This window comes from Sphingomonas sp. BE123 (assembly GCF_031456015.1).
In the GTDB taxonomy this organism is placed as follows: domain Bacteria; phylum Pseudomonadota; class Alphaproteobacteria; order Sphingomonadales; family Sphingomonadaceae; genus Sphingomonas.
The window spans coordinates 840,171-857,653 of sequence record NZ_JAVDTW010000001.1 but is presented as its reverse complement, the minus strand read 5'-3'; the positions used below and the strand labels follow the sequence as shown (position 1 = coordinate 857,653).

19 protein-coding genes are annotated in these 17,483 nt (G+C 67.8%); 10 read left to right on the top strand and 9 right to left on the bottom strand.

Going from position 1 to position 17,483, the window contains the following annotated elements; genetic code table 11:
• The first annotated feature begins 5 nt into the window (after positions 1-5).
• The 5 genes from rpmD (at position 6) to J2Y54_RS04270 (ending at position 4,224) form a co-directional block, all read left to right on the top strand.
• On the top strand, positions 6-185 hold the full coding sequence (gene rpmD / locus J2Y54_RS04290; RefSeq protein ID WP_310037213.1) for a 50S ribosomal protein L30: 180 nt from the start codon (positions 6-8) through the stop codon (positions 183-185).
• A gap of 119 nt (positions 186-304) precedes the next feature.
• Positions 305-1,477, top strand: a complete 1,173-nt coding sequence (locus J2Y54_RS04285; protein ID WP_310037210.1) for an acyltransferase — start codon at positions 305-307, stop codon at positions 1,475-1,477.
• Positions 1,478-1,528: 51 nt separating this feature from the next.
• Positions 1,529-2,065 carry a 50S ribosomal protein L15 gene (rplO, locus tag J2Y54_RS04280; RefSeq protein ID WP_310037209.1) on the top strand — a complete coding sequence of 179 codons (537 nt, stop codon included), beginning with the start codon at positions 1,529-1,531 and terminating at the stop codon, positions 2,063-2,065.
• A 116-nt stretch (positions 2,066-2,181) separates the two neighbouring features.
• Entirely contained in the window at positions 2,182-3,546 is a 1,365-nt protein-coding gene (secY, locus tag J2Y54_RS04275; RefSeq protein WP_310037208.1) for a preprotein translocase subunit SecY, read from the top strand.
• 30 nt (positions 3,547-3,576) lie between these two features.
• The gene (locus J2Y54_RS04270; RefSeq protein WP_310037204.1) at positions 3,577-4,224 is read left to right on the top strand and encodes an adenylate kinase; all 648 of its coding nucleotides are present in this window, start codon (positions 3,577-3,579) and stop codon (positions 4,222-4,224) included.
• Between the two features lie 102 nt (positions 4,225-4,326).
• Here J2Y54_RS04270 and J2Y54_RS04265 read toward each other — a convergent pair whose 3' ends face one another.
• The gene (locus J2Y54_RS04265) at positions 4,327-5,541 is read right to left on the bottom strand and encodes a type III PLP-dependent enzyme (protein ID WP_310037201.1); all 1,215 of its coding nucleotides are present in this window, start codon (positions 5,539-5,541) and stop codon (positions 4,327-4,329) included.
• 149 nt (positions 5,542-5,690) lie between these two features.
• Here J2Y54_RS04265 and J2Y54_RS04260 point away from each other — a divergent pair, with 149 nt between their 5' ends.
• Entirely contained in the window at positions 5,691-6,659 is a 969-nt protein-coding gene (locus J2Y54_RS04260) for a threonine/serine dehydratase (RefSeq protein WP_310037198.1), read from the top strand.
• A 225-nt stretch (positions 6,660-6,884) separates the two neighbouring features.
• On the opposite strand, the gene J2Y54_RS04255 is transcribed toward J2Y54_RS04260, so the two are convergent.
• The 5 genes from J2Y54_RS04255 to J2Y54_RS04235 form a co-directional block, all read right to left on the bottom strand.
• The gene (locus J2Y54_RS04255) at positions 6,885-8,711 is read right to left on the bottom strand and encodes an asparagine synthetase B family protein (RefSeq protein WP_310037195.1); all 1,827 of its coding nucleotides are present in this window, start codon (positions 8,709-8,711) and stop codon (positions 6,885-6,887) included.
• A 130-nt stretch (positions 8,712-8,841) separates the two neighbouring features.
• The gene (locus J2Y54_RS04250) at positions 8,842-9,000 is read right to left on the bottom strand and encodes a hypothetical protein (RefSeq protein ID WP_310037193.1); all 159 of its coding nucleotides are present in this window, start codon (positions 8,998-9,000) and stop codon (positions 8,842-8,844) included.
• Between the two features lie 126 nt (positions 9,001-9,126).
• A complete protein-coding gene (locus J2Y54_RS04245) occupies positions 9,127-10,212 on the bottom strand; it encodes a hypothetical protein (RefSeq protein WP_310037191.1) in 1,086 nt (361 codons plus the stop codon).
• Between the two features lie 214 nt (positions 10,213-10,426).
• Positions 10,427-11,641 (bottom strand): Gfo/Idh/MocA family oxidoreductase, encoded by a 1,215-nt coding sequence (locus J2Y54_RS04240; RefSeq protein ID WP_310037190.1) that lies wholly within the window; start codon positions 11,639-11,641, stop codon positions 10,427-10,429.
• Positions 11,642-11,886: 245 nt separating this feature from the next.
• Positions 11,887-12,696 (bottom strand): ferredoxin--NADP reductase, encoded by an 810-nt coding sequence (locus tag J2Y54_RS04235; RefSeq protein ID WP_310037189.1) that lies wholly within the window; start codon positions 12,694-12,696, stop codon positions 11,887-11,889.
• 163 nt (positions 12,697-12,859) lie between these two features.
• Here J2Y54_RS04235 and J2Y54_RS04230 point away from each other — a divergent pair, with 163 nt between their 5' ends.
• Positions 12,860-13,036 (top strand): hypothetical protein, encoded by a 177-nt coding sequence (locus tag J2Y54_RS04230; RefSeq protein WP_310037188.1) that lies wholly within the window; start codon positions 12,860-12,862, stop codon positions 13,034-13,036.
• Here J2Y54_RS04230 and J2Y54_RS04225 read toward each other — a convergent pair.
• The 3 genes from J2Y54_RS04225 to J2Y54_RS04215 form a co-directional block, all read right to left on the bottom strand.
• The gene (locus J2Y54_RS04225; protein ID WP_310037185.1) at positions 13,033-13,506 is read right to left on the bottom strand and encodes a GFA family protein; all 474 of its coding nucleotides are present in this window, start codon (positions 13,504-13,506) and stop codon (positions 13,033-13,035) included. The genes J2Y54_RS04230 and J2Y54_RS04225 overlap by 4 nt on opposite strands.
• Positions 13,507-13,508: 2 nt before the next feature.
• Positions 13,509-14,069, bottom strand: coding sequence for a lipocalin family protein (locus J2Y54_RS04220; protein ID WP_310037184.1), 561 nt, complete (start codon positions 14,067-14,069; stop codon positions 13,509-13,511).
• A gap of 178 nt (positions 14,070-14,247) precedes the next feature.
• Complete coding sequence (locus tag J2Y54_RS04215; protein WP_310037181.1) at positions 14,248-14,904, bottom strand: alpha/beta hydrolase; 657 nt, start codon at positions 14,902-14,904, stop codon at positions 14,248-14,250.
• 93 nt (positions 14,905-14,997) lie between these two features.
• On the opposite strand from J2Y54_RS04215, the gene J2Y54_RS04210 reads away from it, so the two are divergent.
• From J2Y54_RS04210 to J2Y54_RS04200, 3 genes are read left to right on the top strand one after another with little or no spacing between them, the layout of a single operon-like run.
• A complete protein-coding gene (locus J2Y54_RS04210) occupies positions 14,998-16,059 on the top strand; it encodes an aminotransferase class V-fold PLP-dependent enzyme (RefSeq protein WP_310038458.1) in 1,062 nt (353 codons plus the stop codon).
• Positions 16,056-17,150 carry a cysteine desulfurase family protein gene (locus J2Y54_RS04205; protein WP_310037180.1) on the top strand — a complete coding sequence of 365 codons (1,095 nt, stop codon included), beginning with the start codon at positions 16,056-16,058 and terminating at the stop codon, positions 17,148-17,150. The genes J2Y54_RS04210 and J2Y54_RS04205 overlap by 4 nt, the downstream gene beginning before the upstream one ends.
• Positions 17,147-17,482, top strand: coding sequence for a 2Fe-2S iron-sulfur cluster-binding protein (locus J2Y54_RS04200; protein WP_310037178.1), 336 nt, complete (start codon positions 17,147-17,149; stop codon positions 17,480-17,482). Before J2Y54_RS04205 ends, J2Y54_RS04200 begins: the two co-directional genes overlap by 4 nt.
• Position 17,483: the final 1 nt, after the last annotated feature.

Here is a 17,483-nt window from a genome sequence, read left to right as displayed (position 1 = left end):
CGCAGATGGCGAAGATCAAGGTGAAGCAGATCGGTTCGCCGATCCGCCGGACCAAGGATCAGCGCGCGACGCTGATCGGTCTCGGCCTCAACAAGATGCACAAGGTCAGCGAGCTGGAGGACACCCCCGAAGTCCGGGGCATGATCCGCAAGCTGCCGCACATGGTCGAGATCGTCGAGGGCTGAACGCCCGCCCGACGATTGGGACGAAAAAGCGGGGGCGGTCGCCATGGCGACCGCCCCCGTTTTGCGTGTGATGCACGGGGGCGTGGTCACGGGGCCGAAACGTCCTTGCGCGGGACTGCATGCGCTGTACGGATGTGCCGACGTTGGGGGACGGGATGGGCGCATATTCGGTTGCAGTGAAGCGGCAGTTCGTGGCGATCGAGGACCTGCGCGGGCTCGCCGCGATCAGCGTGATCGGGGTGCATGCCGCGACGTTGTTCGGCGCGCTGGTCCCGGCGCATGGCTATCTTGCCGTCGATTTCTTCTTCATCCTGAGCGGCATCGTGATGGCGGCCAGCTATGATGCGCGCTTTGCGGACGGAGCGCTGGACCTGCGCCGGTTCACCGCGATGCGCCTGATCCGGCTGATGCCGACGATTGCCGCGGCGACGCTGATCGCGGCCCTGTTGAGCGCTGCGATCCTGATGACGGGGCGGGGGGACGGGGTAATCCCGTTCGACAGCATCGGTGCGATTGCGGTGAGTGCGGGGCTGACCATGGTTCTGGTGCCCCAGCCCTGGGTCGATGGGCGCAACTATTATCCGCTCAACGGCCCGTTCTGGTCGCTCGCGTTCGAATTGCTCGTGAACATCGCCTTTGCCGCGTTCTGGCGGTGGCTGCACGGGGCAAGGCTCATCGCGGTGCTGGCGGTTCTGGCAGCTGGGGTCGTGCTGCTCACCCCGGCCGAGGGCAGTTTCGAGCAGGGTTTCGCGATCGAGCATGCCGCGCTCGCTGCGTGCCGGGCCGGCTTTGGTTTCTTCGCCGGTGTGGCGCTTGCCCGCATTGAGTCGCGGCTGCCGGTGCGGTCGACGGCGGCCGTGCTGGCGGCGGCGGGAGCGCTGGTGCTGCTGTTCTGGGCGCCGGTGGCGTGGTTCGGCTTTGATACCGCGGTCGTGCTGCTGCTGTTCCCGGTGCTGGCCTGGATGGCGATGCGGTTCGAACCCGGGCCGCGCGCCGCGAAGGTGGCACTGTTCCTCGGCAAGGCGTCCTATCCCGTCTACGCGCTGCATATGCCGTTACTGCTCGTGACCTTGGCCGGGCTCCAGATCATCGGGGCGCGGGATCTTGCGCCGTCGGCCGGCGTCGCGCTGGCCTTTGTGATCGGCGTGACCGCGATTGGCTATGCGTTCGATCGACTCGTTGATACGCCGGTGCGTCGCTGGCTCACGGCGCGATGGCTGCGGCGCGCGCCGGCCCGAGCGGCAGCGCCCGTGGCGCATTTTTCAGGTGACATTGGCGCGCCCAGCCTCTAAGGGCACGCGCTTCCCATCACAGCGCGACAAAAGCGAAAGCGAGTGCACGACATGAAGCTGAACGATCTTTACGACAATGAAGGCGCCCGCAAGGGCCGGATGCGCGTCGGACGCGGCATCGGTTCGGGCAAGGGCAAGACCGCGGGCCGCGGCCAGAAGGGTGCGAAGGCACGTTCGGGCGTCGCGATCAACGGGTTCGAGGGCGGTCAGATGCCGCTCCACATGCGCCTTCCGAAGCGCGGCTTCAACAATCCGAACGCCAAGGACTATGCCGAGGTCAATCTGGGCATGATCCAGAAGCTGATCGACGCCGGCAAGCTGACCGCGACCGAGATCGACCACGCGGCGCTGCAGGCCGTCGGCCTGGCCCGTGGCGGCAAGGACGGCGTCCGCCTGCTCGCCAAGGGCGAACTGAAGGCGAAGCTGAGCTTCACCGTCGCCGGTGCGTCGAAGGGCGCGATCGAGGCGGTTGAAAAGGCCGGTGGCACCGTGACCATCCCGACGATCGTTCCGGCTGCTGACAAGCATGCCGCGAAGCATCGTTCGGTGCAGAAGGTCATTGCCGCCAAGAAGGCCGGCAAGGCCTGACAAACGCTGTGGACAGGGCGCTGCATTGCATTGCCCTGAACCGTCAGTAACCTATATGGGCGGCGGGGTAGCGGCATACGCTTCTCCGCCGCTTTGGTTTCCGGGATAGATTTTCAATGGCATCCGCAGCCGATCAATTCGCATCCGGCCTCAACCTGTCCAAGTTCGGCCAGGCCACCGAACTCAAGAAGCGCCTGTGGTTCACCCTCGGCGCCTTGATCCTCTTCCGGATGCTGAGCTTCGTGCCGCTTCCCGGGATCGACCCGACGCAGCTCGGCCTGCTGGCCGACCGCACGCAGGGCGGCGTGCTCGATTTCTTCAACACCTTTTCGGGCGGCGCGCTGGAGCGCATGTCGGTCATCGCGCTGGGCGTGATGCCGTACATCACCGCGTCGATCGTGGTGCAGCTGGCGACGTCGCTGTCGCCGCAGCTGGCCGCGATCAAGAAGGAAGGCGAGAGCGGGCGCAAGAAGCTCAACCAATATACCCGTTACGGCACGGTCGCGCTGACCGCGATCCAGGGGTATTTCATCGCCGTGGGCCTTGAGACGCTGGGCGCGACCCAGGGTCTGGCGCCGGTGGTCGAGCCGGGCATGCTGTTCCGCATCGCTGCCGTCATCTCGCTGATCGGCGGCACGATGTTCCTGATGTGGCTGGGTGAGCAGATCACCAGCCGCGGTGTCGGCAACGGCATCTCGCTGATCATCATGGCGGGCATCGTCGCGCACCTGCCGACGACGCTGGTCCAGCTGTTCGAGGGCGGCCGTTCGGGTTCGATGAACTCGCTGACGCTGGTCGCGATCATCCTCGCCGTGGTCGGCCTGATCGTCTTCATCTGCTTCATGGAGCGCGCGCAGCGCCGCATCCTGATCCAGTATCCGAAGCGTCAGACCCAGCGCGGGATGCAGAGCGAGCGCAGCCACCTGCCGCTCAAGATCAACACGGCGGGCGTGATCCCTCCGATCTTCGCCAGCTCGCTGCTGCTGATGCCGCTGACGGTCAGCCAGTTCGCTGGCCAGGCACAGGCCGGCGAGAGCTGGGGCGGTGACCTGATCATCACGCTGAACCAGTATCTGCAGCATGGCAGCCTGGTGTACATGCTGCTCTACGGCGCCGGCATCATCTTCTTCTCGTTCTTCTACACCGCGGTTGTGTTCAACCCGGAGGAGACGGCCGAGAATCTCAAGAAGCATGGCGGCTTCATCCCCGGCATCCGTCCGGGCAAGAACACCGAGGCCTATTTCGATTATGTGCTGACGCGCATTACCGTGATCGGCGCAGCCTATCTGACCTTCATCTGTCTGGTGCCCGAATATCTCGTTTCGGCGCTGTCGATCCCGTTCTACCTTGGTGGGACTAGCCTGCTGATCGTGGTCAACGTAACGATGGACACGGTGACGCAGATCCAGTCGCACCTGCTGGCCCACCAGTATGGCGACCTGATCAAGAAGGCGAAGCTGAAGGGTGGCCGTCTGCGCTGAACGGCGCAGCGGCATTGAAGGGGAAGCCAGTTGAATATCATCCTGTTGGGGCCTCCGGGGGCCGGCAAGGGAACCCAGGCGTCGCGGCTCGAGACCGAGCGTGGCATGGTCCAGCTGTCGACGGGCGACATGCTGCGCGCCGCGGTCAAGGCAGGCACGCCGGTCGGGCTGCAGGCCAAGGCGGTGATGGAAGCGGGCGAGCTTGTCTCCGACGCAATCGTCAGCGGCATCATCGGCGAGAGCCTTGACGCGCTGGGCGACAAGGGCGCGATCTTCGACGGCTATCCCCGCACCGCCGCGCAGGCCGAGTCGCTCGACACGCTGCTCGCCGAACGCGGACGCAGCCTCGATCACGTGATCGAGCTGGTGGTCGACGAGGACGCGCTGGTCGCGCGCATCACCGGGCGCTTCACCTGCGCCAATTGCGGCGCTGGCTATCACGACCATTTCAAGCAGCCGGCGGTGGCCGGTGTCTGCGACGTCTGCGGCGGGACCGAGTTCAAGCGGCGTCCTGACGACAATGAAGAGACGGTGCGCACCCGGATGGCGGAGTATCGGGCCAAGACGGCGCCGATCCTGCCGATTTATGAGGCGCGGGGCCTGGTGCAGCGGGTCGATGGCATGGCGGACATTGGTGAGGTGACCGCAGCGATCGAAGCGATCCTCGACGGGAAGTGAGGGAAGGGGGCTGCGGCCCCCTTTTTTTGGCCGTGAGGCATGAAAAAGGGGCCGCTGTCCGGATGGACGGCGGCCCCTTTTGTCAGGTCCAGCTATGCGCGATCAGCGGCGCGCGCGGCGCTTGAACTGCTCGAGGCTGACGACATTGGTCGGGCGTTCGATCGCGATGCCCGAATAGAGCGTCGCCATCGGTTCGTCGGTGACGGTGTGGACCAGGTCCGAACCGAAACCGTTGAACGCGGTGCGCATGGCCGAGCCATAGGCGCCGAGCATGCCGACCTCGATATAGTCGCCGGCCTGGATGTCCGCAGGCAGTTCGAACGGGCCGGCCATGTGATCGAGATCGTCACAGGTCGGGCCGTAGAAGCTGTATTCGGTCATCTCCGCCGCTTCATCGGCATCGTCGCGCAGCACGCGGACCGGGAAGCGCCAACCGACATGCGCCGCATCGAACAGCGCGCCATAGGCACCGTCGTTGATGTACAGCTCGTCCCCGCGGCGCTTTTCGACGCGGACGATCAGCGAGCTGTATTCGGCGCACAGCGCACGGCCCGGCTCGCACCACAGTTCGGCGCTGTACGAGATCGGGAGATTCTCGAACGCGTTGTGGATCACGCCGAAATAGGTTTCGAGCGGCGGCGGCTCCATACCCGGATAGGTCGACGGGAACCCGCCGCCGACATCGACGATGTCGACCGTGACCGACGAGGCGACGATCGCCGCGCGGACGCGCTCCATCGCTTCGGCATAGGCAGTCGGGGTCATCGCCTGCGAACCGACATGGAAGCAGATGCCCAGCGCATCGGCGGCCTGACGGGTCGCGACGAGGAGATCCTTCACATCCTCCGGCTCCGCCCCGAACTTCGCCGCGAGGCTCAGCTTCGAATGATCGGACGACACGCGGATGCGGACGCACAGGTTCAGGTCGGTCGCACCACGGGTGGCGCGAACGATCTTTTCCAGCTCGTCCATCGTGTCGAGGCTGAAGGTGCGGACGCCGTGAACGAAATAGGCTTCCTCGATCGCTTCCTCGGCCTTGACCGGGTGCATGAAGCACAGGGTCGCCTTGGGCAGGGCGCGGCGCGCCATGCGCACTTCGCCAATCGACGCGACGTCATAATGCGTCACACCGCTGTCCCAGAGGATCTGGAGCAATTCCGGAGAGGGATTCGCCTTGACGGCATAGAGCACCGTTCCCGGAAACTTCTCGACAAAGAAGCGGGCGGCGCGCTTTGCAGCGTGCGGACGAACGAGCGTTACCGGCTCGACGGGACGAAGGGCTTTCGCTAGCCCCAGCGCGCTATGATGCTTGTGCAACTCAAGGGACCTCCAATTGGCTTGCGCCGTACGGTGAAAAACACTGCCTTGCGGTGGAAGTCCCATGGGGCAGCGGAAGGGCCACTTAGGGTCGAGGGGCCGGGATGTAAAGTGCAAAACCGGGAAGAACCGGGGCGAGAGGGGATGTTATGACAATTTTGCGACAGCCAACCCGGGCAGGGGTCCGCGATGCGGCAGCAAAGGTGGCCGCGATCCTGCCGCCAACCCCCTTGTTCGTGGCCGAGATTCGCGGTGTTCCGGTTATGTTCAAGGCCGAATCGCTGCAGCCGATCGGCGCGTTCAAGATTCGCGGGGCGTGGCACCGGCTGACTGCGCTCGATCCGGACGTCCGCGCGAGGGGCGTGGTCGGATTCTCTTCCGGCAATCATGCGCAGGGGGTTGCCTGGGCGGCCAAGCGACTCGGGGTGCCGGCCGTCATCGTGATGCCGAGCGACGCGCCGGCATTGAAGCGCGAGGCGACCCTGGCGCTGGGGGCCGAGGTGGTCAGCTATGACCGCATGACCGAGAATCGCGACAAGATCGCCGCGCACCTTGCCCATGCCCGCGGTGCCACGCTGGTGCCGCCGTTCGACGACCCGTGGGTGATCGAGGGGCAGGGCAGCCTGGGGATCGAGGTGCTGACCCAAGCGGCCGAGATGAAGCTGCCCGATCCGGCGCATGTCGTGGTGCCGTGCGGCGGCGGGGGCCTTGCCGCCGGGGTCGCACTGGCGCTGCCCGATGCGGAGGTCACGGTGGTCGAGCCCGCAGGCTGGGACGATATGTGCCGCAGCCTGGAGGCGGGCTGGATCGAGCCGGTCGGCGACAATCCGCCGCCAACGGCGTGCGATTCGCTGCAGACGCTGCGTGTCTCCCCGCTGACCTTTGACGTGCTGTCGCGGCGCGGGGCTACGGGCGTGCGGGTGAGCGAGGCCGAGGTGCGGGCGGCACAGCGCTGGGCGGCGCGCAAATTGCGGCTGGTGATCGAACCGGGCGGTTCGGTCGCGCTGGCAGCGCTGCTGGCGGGCAAGGTCGAGGCGCGGCCCGACCTGCTGGTCGTGCTGAGCGGCGGCAATGCCGATCCGGCGGCCTATGCCCGGGTGCTGAGCGGCGACGACTGACGGCGGCGCGGCAGTGTCCGGACGAAACTGACAAAAAATGCGGGTTGTCAGGCTGACATGATCGGCGGGCCATCGCACCCGTGCGAGGCCCGCCCGGTCGAGGTCGGGCGCGCGGGCGTCGGGATGCGAAGAGGCGGGGTCGGGGGTCACCGACCAGCTTAGATCAGGGAATTTCCAACATTGGAAGCCGCTTGAGCCCGGCGGGCATGGCTCGCGGCGCGCGCGCTATTCGTTGCGCCCCTCGATCCGGGCGAGCATCTGGCCGACGCGCAGGCCATGGCCGAGCGCATGGCGCAGCTGGTGGACGCGGGGCGGGCGCCCGGCTTCCTCTGCCGAGGCGGGCCAATCGTCGTAGATCTGCCGCATCCGCGCCACATCCAGCACCGCGCACGCGAGCGGGGATTGCTCGATCCGCGCCAGTTCCACGCCGATCCAGTCGCGCCGCCGATCGGCCCAGGCGAACCAGTCGGGCTGGCCCGGGGCGATGCGCCGCTCGTTCGCGATCGCTGGCGGGACGCGACCGGCGAGCATGCGGCGTGCGAGATAACGGTCGATCCCCTTGCGATGATATTGGTCGCGCGGGATGGCGAGGCAGAAGTCGAGCAGCGCGCGGTCGGCAGTCGGGTCGCGAATTTCGAACCCGCCACGCTGTTTCAGGGCGCTGTGCGTCGCGTGGCGGATGCGCGTCGCCTCGATCGCGGCGATCTGCCGGTCGAGATCGCGGGAGCCGGTGCGCGCCGGAGGCATGCCCGACTCGGCGGCAAGGCCGAGCCGGTCGGCAACATCGCGACGCACGCTGACAAAGTCGGCCCAGCTGTTTGCGGGCAGCCCTGCTCTGGCGCGATGACCGAGGCGGTCGGCGAAGGGGAGCAGCGGTCGCACGCCATTGTTCCACAGCGCACGCAGCAGGCCATCGCGGCGCCGCTCCGGCCCGTTAAGACAGGCGAGCGCCTGAAGCATCCGGCCGCGACGGATCGCGTCGGCCAGAACCCAGCGGCCATCATGGCTGAAGCTGGCATTGCCGACGCTGCCGCTGAGAATGACGTGGGTGTCGAGCTGCCGCGCCAGATCCCACACGGGCGGATAGAGCCAGCCATGGTGGTGCAAGGACCCGGTTGGCCAGTCGCGCGACCAGAACAGCCCGCCCATCTCCTCCTCCTCCAGCCCCGGCAAGCGCGCATCGACGCCATGGCCGGTCATCTGGGGATAGCGGGCGAGCAGCGGCTGAACCCGCTGCCACGCATCGACGAAGTGGCGGGTCGGGTCATGCGCGGCGATGGCAGTCGGATCGGGGCGGACCGTGATGGTGTGGAACGGGCGATCGGCCAGCTGGGCGGCCGATGTGGCGACCGCCGACGAGTCGAGGCCAGCGCTGAGCTGGCAGAGAAAGGAGCCACGCGCGGGCACGCGCGCGGCGACGGCGCGGTCGAGCAGCTCGCGGGCGGCATCGACATAGTCGCTGTCGTGGCGGAAGCGGATCGTGCGGCGCGGGATCGGGGACCAGAAGGGACGGATGCTGGTCGTGCCGTCGCGCCAGATCAGCGCGTGTCCGGGCGGCAGCAGACGGATATGGCGGTACGGTGTGCGTTCGGGCGCAAGATGCTGGAGGTCGTAGAGCCGATAGGCCAGTGCCTCGGCATCGGGCGTGTCGGGGACATCGCGAAAGCCGAGCAGCAGGCTGGGCTGGGACGCGGCGTAGAGGCGGCCACCGGCCTCGGCATAGTAAAGCGAACGCTGGCCCATGATGTCGCTGGCGAGCAGGCATGAGCCGTCGCGACCATCATGCCAGATCAGCGCGAAATCGCCGTTGAGATGCGACAGGAACTCCGCGCCGGATTTGGTGAGGCCGCTGTCGAGCGTGGCAGCAAGGCCCCGGCGCGGATCTTCGCCGGCAATCGCGGCGAGACCGGCGGCATCGAGGATATAGCCATCAAGGACCAGCCCCGACCCGGCGGCGCCCGGCGCGATCGTGCGCGGGCGCGGCGACGGGCGGGCGGGCGGCGCGCCGACCGGGTCAAGTTCGACCAGCCGGGCATCGGCTGTATCGAACACCGCAGGCCCGGTCAGACGTCGGCGTAAGTCAGGCGCAAGCCCGACCCCCCGCTGCGCAGCGACGGCGATCAGCGGCACAAATCAACCTGTAAGGCAGAAGCGGAACGGCGCAGCGCAGGCGCCCCTGCGCTCAGGACAGCGGCGAAGCGTCACCGTCGAAATTGGGTCCGCCAACGCCCTGGGTCAGTTCCGCGATCGGCAGTTCGGTAAGGGTCGGGGCCGACCACGCGACCGGAGCGCGTGCTTCGAGAGTGGCCGATTCCTGATTGGGGACGATCTGGTCACGCATGGCAGTCTCCAGCGATAGAGTGTTGGGAGCGACCTAGAGGCGCGGTCGTGTTGCGTCAAGGGAGCTGGCACGGCAGTTTCGGCGTGATTGGAGCGGTCTGCGCATTCCCGAGGTGGCGCCGCCGCGCTACCACCCATTGCGCTCCAGCATCGGCTTCATGAACGCATTCAGCCCGGCGGCCAGCAGCGCGAGGCCCGCGCGGCGGGGGGCGGAGAGGTGGCGGGCATCGACCGCCATATATTCGATCACCCCGTGTGCGCCGCGGCTGCGCTTGAACTCGCCCGCGCCGGCCGATCCGTGAAAGCGCAGCCCGGCGCGCATCGCGGTATCGGCGGCCATGTAGCTGGCGATGCGGTACAGGCCCTCGCCCTGCGGGCGGGTCATGTCATAGCCCATCAGCGGCACCGTGCCGACTCCGCCAGCGCTGCGCAGTGCGGAGAAGGCCATGATCTGCCCCTGCCCATCGCGCGCGACGAGGAAGGTCAGCAGGCCGATGGCCGCCGCCGCCTGAATGAAGTCGGGCGTGAAGATCGGATTGATCGCCGAATAGCGCCCGACATAGAGCTGCCGATAGAGATCGGCGATCCGCGCGCAGTCGCGTTCGGTGAGCGCGTCGGCCCGCCCGGTGTGCAGGCCCGAGCGGCGCAACGCCTTGGCATCGGCGCGGGTCTGACCGCGGGGCAGCCATTGCCCTGCCAGATCGTCGGTGACCCAGACCTGTCGTGCGGGCAGCAGGGTCCAGCCATCGTGGCGGACGGCGTCCAGCAGCGCCGGGCAGGTCCACGGATCGAGCGAGCGGATGATCAGGAAATGATCGGGGAAGCGGTCAGCGAGAAGCTGGCGCATCCCGGCAAGGCCGGCGCCGTCCCAACAGCCGTGCAGATTGGTCGACAGCAGCCAATTGTCGAGATGCACCGCGCGGTTGAGCCGCATGCTGCGCAACAGGCCGCTCAGCGTCCGCAGCACTGCATCGGCCGCGAGCCGCATCCGCCCGAGGCCGAGCAGCGCGATCTCGTCGCGGGCATAGAGAACATAGGCGCTGTGCGGGCTGGTGACATAGGAATGGCCCAGCGTGCCATCGTCGACGCTCACCGGGAGATCGACGGCGCCCGAGCGCAGCAGCAGCATCAGGCTGGCGGCATTGGTCACCAGGTTGCGCGTCCCGTCGGCGGCCAGACGCGCGACATAGGACGCAGCCAGAGTGGTCGGCACGGGGGTCAGACGCGCGTCCCCCGCCAGCAATTCGGGAGCGTTGGGGGCGGGAGGGGGCGCGAGCACGGGTGCGTTGCGCTTTCTTCACCGACAGCCGTTGCGGGGGGAGCCGAATGCGCCGGATGGTCCCCCCTGCCGAGTATCGCGCAATGCCATCGGAGCGCGATAGCGGCGCATCGTGACGCGGTTGTGAAAGCCCGGCGGGGGCGCCGCCTTAACCCCGCATGCGACCGTCCGGCGCCAGCCTGACCGTGCGCCCGGTGCGCGCGGAGGCGTAGGTCGCCTCGATCAGCCGCAGGTCGCGCAGGCCCATCTCGCCGTCGGTCAGGATCGGGGTGCCGTCGCGGATGGCGCTGGTAAAATGGTCGAGCTGGCCGGCGAACTGAACAGTCGGGTCGCCGGGCGTGAAGTCGCGGGCGTTGCGCCCCTCGATCCGCATCCTCTGCCCCGAATAGCTGGTGGCGGGGTCCATGATGAGGGTGCCGTCGGTGCCGCGCACCTGGGCGAAATTGGCGCCGGCGCTGTCATAGGCGGTGGCGAGCTGGGCCACCGCGCCCGACGGGAAGGTCCATTGCGCGCCGACATGCGCGAAGATTTCGGTGAAGCGCGGGTCGCCCTTGGGCTGGAACGTCGTGGCGCTGATGCTGTCGGGCATCTCGCCGCTGAGATAGAGCGCGGATTGCACGCCATAGAGGCCGTAATCCTCGAGCGGGCCGCCGCCAGCGAGCGCGCGGTTGAAGCGCCAGTTCTGCGCCGGGGTGGTGGGACCGGCGCGATAGGACTGGTCGGTGCGGATCAGGCGGATCGCGCCGACCGCCCGTTCGCGCATCAGCCGCATCGCTTCGACATTGTACGGTTCGAAATGACAGCGATAGGCGATCATCAGCATGCGATTGGCGCGGCGGCCGGCGGCGATCATCGCTTCGCATTCGGCGCTGGAGAGTGCCATCGGCTTCTCGCACAGGACATGCTTGCCCGCGGCGAAGGCGCGGATCGTGAAGTCGGCATGGAAGGCGGTGGGGAGGATGATGTAGACCGCGTCGATCCGGTCGTCGGCGGCGATCCTGTCGAAGTCTTCATAGGAGTAGCGCGCGTCGGCGGGCACGCCATAGGCGGTGCCGACCTGAGCCAGCTTTTCGGGGTTGCCGGAGACGAGCGCGCTGATGTGCGCGCGCTGTGCCTGTTCGATGCGCGGCATGATCTGGTTGAGCGCATAGCCGCCCAGCCCGACGATCGCGATGCCGACGCTGTCGTCGCGCTTGCGGCGCGGCGGCGTGGCGGGGAGGCAGACGCCGGCGGGGAGGGGGAGTCCCTTGAGCCGGGCAGTGGTGCTGGATTGGAGCGATGCGGCGCTGGCGGTAGTGGTCAGCGTGGCGGCAAGGGCGCCGCTGGTCCCGATGAAGCTGCGCCGCGAGATGATGTGGGGCATCGCCGTCCTCTCCGATGGTATGTCGGGCGGGATGATAGCGTTACCATTGGGGCAGGGGCAATCGGGAATGAGGCGCAACTAATCGTCACCCCCGCGAAAGCGGGGGCCCATCTCCTAGATGATCACCACATTGCGCCGGTGCGACAAGTGGACAGTACCGGAGATGGGCCCCCGCTTTCGCGGGGGTGACGGCTGGGCTGGTACCGACCTGAACCCGCCCGATCTCCTGGCCGGGAGCGAGATCGTCACCCCACGAAGGCGCGTTCGATGACGTAGTGGCCGGGCTTGCTGTTCGAGCCTTCCTCGAACCCCATGCCGTCGAGCATCGCGGAGAGATCCTTGATCATCTCCATGCTCCCGCACAGCATGATGCGGTCGGTCTCGGGGTTCAGGCGCTTTTCGCCCGGCATATTGGGGCCGAACAGGCCGCCATTTTCGATCAGCGTGCCAATCCGCTGATTGGTCGGGAACGGTTCGCGCGTGACGGTCGGCAGGTAGCTGAACTGGATCAGCGCCTGATCCTGCACCAGCGGGTCGCCGGCGAGCTGTGCCTCCAGCTCTTCGCGGAAGGCGAGGTCGCTGACGCGGCGGACCGAATGGACCAGCTGGACCTGATCGAACATCTCATAGACGTCGGGATCGCGCGCGAGGCTGAGGAACGGGGCAAGGCCGGTGCCGGTCGAGAGGAAGAACAGCCGCTTGCCCGGCAGCAGCGCGTCGGTGACGAGCGTGCCGGTCGGCTTGCGGCCGAGGAACAGCTGGTCGCCCGGCTGGATCAGCTGAAGCTTCGAGGTCAGCGGGCCGTCGGGCACCTTGATCGAGAGGAATTCGAGTTCCTCGGCCCAGGCGGGGCTGGCGATCGAATAGGCGCGCAGCAGCGGGCGGCCTTCGCCCGGCAGGCCGAGCATCACGAATTCGCCCGAGCGGAAGCGGAAGCTTTGCGGACGCGTGATGGTGAAGCTGAACAGATGCTCGTTCCAGTGACGGACGCTGAGCACGGTCTCCACGGTGAGCGCGGCGGACGGGGCGAGGGGGATGGCGTTACGGTCGGACATTGGCGGCTCGGCTAAAGGCCAGCGGTGCGCGGCGCAACCTTTTCTGGCTAGGGCGGTGAAAGGCTAAACTTTCAGCGCCCCTTGGCAGCGGGTGTGTTGCGAGTCAATCGCATTAACCACGGATCGACTCGACGGGCGCGGGAAAGCGCGGCAGGAGGGCGACATGCGCCCCGAATTGTCCCCCGCCGCCAACATGACCCTGTCGCTGCTGCTGATCGCGGCGGCGGTGCTGGTGTGGGGCGGGGTGACGATGCTCCGCAAGGGCGACCGCACCAAGGGCGTGCTGATGATCGTGTGCGCGGTAGTGCTGGTCGGGAATGTGCTGATCTGGACGGTTTAAGGGGGGCAGTCGCGGTCGGGCGCCTGATTGCTGCTGGCCGCGATGGCGGCGGCCCAGTCGGGATCCTGATCTTCGGTCGCGCCTTCGTCCGTCAGGCTGGGCAGGTCGGCGAACCACGGCATGCGCGATTCGTTGCCCATTTGCGTTTTCGGCGGAAAGGCTGCGGGGGCATCGAGCGATCCGATGGTGAGATTGGTGCGCCCGCTGTCGCCGCGATAGAAGAGTGGAGTACCGCAGTCGGCGCAGAACCCGCGATCGACATGTGCGGAGCTGCGGAAGGTGGCGGGAGTGCCGCGCGTCCAGATCAGCGCGTCATTGGGGGCGGCGACCAGCGCCGCGAACAGGCCGCCGGTCGCCTTCTGGCACATGCGGCAATGGCAGAGATGGGCGTTGTCGAGCATCGCGGTGGCGCGGTAGCGGACCGCGCCGCACTGGCATCCGCCGGTCACCGTGATGTCGATGCGGTCCATCTTCACCCCTGCTGCGTGATGCGCAGCGCCCAGCGGTCATAGCCGAGTTCCTCGACCCGCGTCAGCAGCATCTGAAGCAGCGCCGGGTCGGGGCGGGGGTCGCGGGCGAGGATCCAGAGATAGCGGCCCGACGGCTCGCCGACGATCGACCAGTCGTAATCGTCGCCATGGTCGAGCACCCAATAGTCGCCGGTGTAGAGCGGGCCGAAAAACGATATTTTGAGCTTGGCGTTGGTGTCCTCGTCGGCGACGATCGCGGTGCCCTCGCTGACGTCGCGTTCGGTTTCGCCGGTGCGGATGCCGCTGTTGACGATGCTGACCTTGCCCTCGGCTTCCAGGCCATAGTCGGCGGTGACCGAGTCCATGCCCTTCTGAAAGCGATTTTCGTGCCGGGCGAGTTCGTACCAGGTGCCGGCGTAGCGGGTCAGGTCGACCGGCTTGGCCGGTTCCGGCACCTTCGGGTTGATGACCGGCGGGCGCGTCGCGCGGGAATAGAGGAACAGGCCGCCAATGGTGGCAGCGGCGACGCCGGCGGCGATCTTGATCGCGGTGGATTGCTTCATGGGGCGATCATGCTTCGCGACGCGTCGAAAGCCTAGCCAAAATCCTCCCCGGAACGGGGAGGTGGCAGCGCGTAGCGCTGACGGAGGGGGCCCGAGGCACCGGATTTCCCTTACCTCGGGCCCCCTCCACCACGCCCTGCGGGCGCGGTCCCCCTCCCCGTTCCGGGGAGGATCTAAATCACCGGATCGGCGAATTGGGGTCGAGGCGCATGTCGAGATAATTGTCCACGCTGCGCATCAGCTGGTCCATTTCATGTTCGAAGAAATGGTTGGCGCCGGGAATCGTGTCGTGGTGGATCGTGATGTGCTTTTGCGTGCGCAGCTTGTCGACCAGCTTCTGCACCGCGCCCGGGGTCACGACCTCGTCGCCCTCACCCTGGATGATGATGCCCGAGCTGGGGCAGGGGGCGAGGAAGGTGAAGTCGTACATGTTCGCGGGCGGCGCGACCGAGATGAAGCCGCGGATTTCCGGGCGGCGCATCAGCAGCTGCATGCCGATCCACGCACCGAAGCTGACGCCCGCGATCCAGGTGGTCGATGCTTCGGGGTGGAAGCTCTGCACCCAGTCGAGCGCGCTCGCGGCGTCGCTCAGCTCGCCGATGCCGTTGTCGAACGTGCCCTGGCTCTTGCCTACGCCGCGGAAATTGAAGCGCAGCGTGGCGAAGCCGCGGCGCTGGAAGGTCTTGTACAGTTCCTGCACGATGCGGTTGTTCATCGTGCCGCCCGCGCTGGGGTGCGGATGCAGGATCATCGCGACCGGTGCGCGGGGACGGGGGGCGGGCGCGAACCGCCCTTCGAGGCGGCCTTCGGGACCGGGAATGATGACTTCGGGCAAAGTGGACCTGCTCTGTGATGGGCGCGCGGTAGCGCGGAAACGGGTGCAGGCTATATAGTCCTCACGCCCCGACAAGCAATTGGAACGATTCTCCTGACCGACCGCATCTATCTGGACCATGCCGCGACCACGCCGATGCTGCCACAGGCGCAGGCCGCGGTGTTCGAAGGCATGGCACATTGGGCCAATCCGTCATCGCCGCATGCCGAGGGGCGCGCGGCGCGCGCGGCGCTGGAAGCCGCGCGGCGCACGGTGGCGGGCGCCTATGGCTGGGCGCATGAGCTGATCTTCACCAGCGGGGCGAGCGAGGCGCTGCACATCGCGCTGCGCCGGAGCATGGCGCGGGCGACGCTGATCACGGCGGTCGAGCATGACGCGGTGCTGCGGCTGGCGGAGGGGGCGCGAACGCTGCCGGTCGATGCGCAGGGTATCATCGATCGCGACGCGCTGAAGGCGGCGGTCGGGCCGGACACGGCCTTGTGCGTGCAATGGGCGAACAGCGAAACGGGCGTGCGCCAACCGATCGCGGAGATTGCCGAGATCGTGCACGCGGCGGGCGGGACGCTGATCGTCGATGCGGCGCAGATGCCGGCCGGGGCCGATCCCGCGATCAGGCAGGCCGATCTGGTGGTGGTGTCGGCGCACAAGCGCGGCGGGCCGCCGGGCGTCGGTTCGCTGCTGGTGCGCGACTTTGCAAAGCTGATCCCGACCGGGGGGCAGGAAAAGGGCTATCGCGCAGGGACCGAGAATCTGCCCGGCGCTTTGGGCTATGCCGCCGCGCTGGCGGTGCCGGAGGACATGGCCGCGATGACGCGGCTGCGCGCGCGGCTGGAGGCGGCGTTGCCCGGGGTCGAGGTGGTCGGGGCGGCCAGCCCGCGCAGCCCGCTGATCGGGGCGTATCGCATGCCGGGGGTATCGTCGGCGGCGCAGCTGATCCGGTTCGATCTGGCGGGTATTTCGGTGTCGGCGGGCAGCGCGTGCGCGTCGGGCAGCCTGCGCCCCAGCCATGTGCTGACCGCGATGGGCTGGGACGAACCGGCGCTGCGCGAAGTGGTGCGGGTCAGTTTCGGGCGGTCGACGACCGAGGCCGAGGTCGACGCCTTTGCGGCGCTGTGGCGGACGATCGCCGAGGAAGCCCGGGCGCGGGCGGCATGATCTATCTCGATTATCAGGCGACGACGCCGCTGGCGCCCGAGGCGCTGGCCGCGATGACGCCATGGATGCGCGAGAATTTCGCCAATCCGCATTCGGCGCATGCGGCCGGGCGCAAGGCCAAGGCGGCGGTCGAGATGGCGCGCGAACAGGTCGCCGGGCTGATGCCCGCTGGCGGGACCGTAAGCTTTACGTCGGGCGCGACCGAGGCGCTGAACTGGGCGATCAAGGGCAGCAGCGGCGGGATCGTGACGATCGCGACCGAACATGCCGCAGTGCTCGACACGGTGGCAGCAGAGGCGCGGCGCGGGCGCGCGGTCACCGTGCTGCCGGTTGGGCCGGACGGGCTGGTCGATCTTGATGCCGCGCGCGACGCGATCGGGCCGGGGACCGGGCTGGTCGCGGCGATGCTGGTCAACAACGAGATTGGGGTGATCCAGCCGGTTGCGGCGCTGGCCGAGCTGGCGAGGGCGGCGGGCGCGCTGATGCTGACCGATGCGGTGCAGGGCTATGGCCGCGTGGCGATTCCCGCTGGGGTCGATCTGGTCGCGGTGTCGGCGCACAAGCTGCACGGGCCGAAGGGCGTGGGCGCGTTGTGGATACGCGACGGCGTCGCGCTGGAGCCGCTGCTGCATGGCGGCGGGCAGGAACCGGGCGGGCGCTCGGGGACGTTGTCGCCGGCCCTGTGCGCGGGATTCGGCGCGGCGGCGGCGCTGGCCGGGCAGCGGTTCGAAGCGGATCGCGCGCATGCGGCGCGGCTGTTCGACATCGGGTTGCGCGCGCTGGATGCCGCGGGCTGGACGCTCAACGGGTCGCAGGATGCGCGCTATTCCGGCAATCTCAACCTGCGCTATCCGGGGCTGGACGTCGCGCGATTGATGTCCGAGCTGCGCGACATCGCCTTTTCGGCGGGGTCGGCCTGTGCCAGCGGATCGGGTCGGCCGAGCCATGTGCTGCAGGCGCTGGGCCTGAGCGACGCCGAAGCGCGGTCGAGCATCCGGTTGGGGTTCGGTCGCTATACGAACGAGGAGGATTTGGTGAACGCGATCCAGCGCATCGACGCCGCCGCCCGCGCGCAGCGGATTGCGGCATGATCCGGGTGCGGTTTCTGACCGTCGATGGTGCGGTTGCGGCCGAGGCCGAAGGCGCGCCGGGCGACCGGCTGCTCGAAATCGGGCAAGCGCGGGGCATGCCGCTGGAGGGGACGTGCGAGGGGCAGATGGCCTGTTCCACCTGTCACGTCATCGTGTCGGCGGAAGATTTCGCGCGGCTGCCGCGTGCGAGCGAGGAGGAAGAGGATATGCTCGACCTTGCCGTCGGGGCGACGCGGACCAGCCGGCTGTCGTGCCAGATCGTGCTCACGCCGGAGCTGGACGGGCTGACGGTCAGCCTGCCTTCAGAACATCGCGATATGCAGGGACGATGAT

What these genes read in the sequence shown, in the direction of transcription:
- rpmD (WP_310037213.1), top strand. Translation starts at nt 6, where the DNA reads ATGGCGAAGATCAAGGTGAAGCAGATCGGTTCGCCGATCCGCCGGACC.
- J2Y54_RS04285 (WP_310037210.1), top strand. Translation starts at nt 305, where the DNA reads ATGCGCTGTACGGATGTGCCGACGTTGGGGGACGGGATGGGCGCATAT.
- rplO (WP_310037209.1), top strand. Translation starts at nt 1,529, where the DNA reads ATGAAGCTGAACGATCTTTACGACAATGAAGGCGCCCGCAAGGGCCGG.
- secY (WP_310037208.1), top strand. Translation starts at nt 2,182, where the DNA reads ATGGCATCCGCAGCCGATCAATTCGCATCCGGCCTCAACCTGTCCAAG.
- J2Y54_RS04260 (WP_310037198.1), top strand. Translation starts at nt 5,691, where the DNA reads ATGACAATTTTGCGACAGCCAACCCGGGCAGGGGTCCGCGATGCGGCA.
- J2Y54_RS04250 (WP_310037193.1), bottom strand. Translation starts at nt 9,000, where the DNA reads ATGCGTGACCAGATCGTCCCCAATCAGGAATCGGCCACTCTCGAAGCA.
- J2Y54_RS04240 (WP_310037190.1), bottom strand. Translation starts at nt 11,641, where the DNA reads ATGCCCCACATCATCTCGCGGCGCAGCTTCATCGGGACCAGCGGCGCC.
- J2Y54_RS04235 (WP_310037189.1), bottom strand. Translation starts at nt 12,696, where the DNA reads ATGTCCGACCGTAACGCCATCCCCCTCGCCCCGTCCGCCGCGCTCACC.
- J2Y54_RS04230 (WP_310037188.1), top strand. Translation starts at nt 12,860, where the DNA reads ATGCGCCCCGAATTGTCCCCCGCCGCCAACATGACCCTGTCGCTGCTG.
- J2Y54_RS04225 (WP_310037185.1), bottom strand. Translation starts at nt 13,506, where the DNA reads ATGGACCGCATCGACATCACGGTGACCGGCGGATGCCAGTGCGGCGCG.
- J2Y54_RS04220 (WP_310037184.1), bottom strand. Translation starts at nt 14,069, where the DNA reads ATGAAGCAATCCACCGCGATCAAGATCGCCGCCGGCGTCGCCGCTGCC.
- J2Y54_RS04205 (WP_310037180.1), top strand. Translation starts at nt 16,056, where the DNA reads ATGATCTATCTCGATTATCAGGCGACGACGCCGCTGGCGCCCGAGGCG.
- J2Y54_RS04200 (WP_310037178.1), top strand. Translation starts at nt 17,147, where the DNA reads ATGATCCGGGTGCGGTTTCTGACCGTCGATGGTGCGGTTGCGGCCGAG.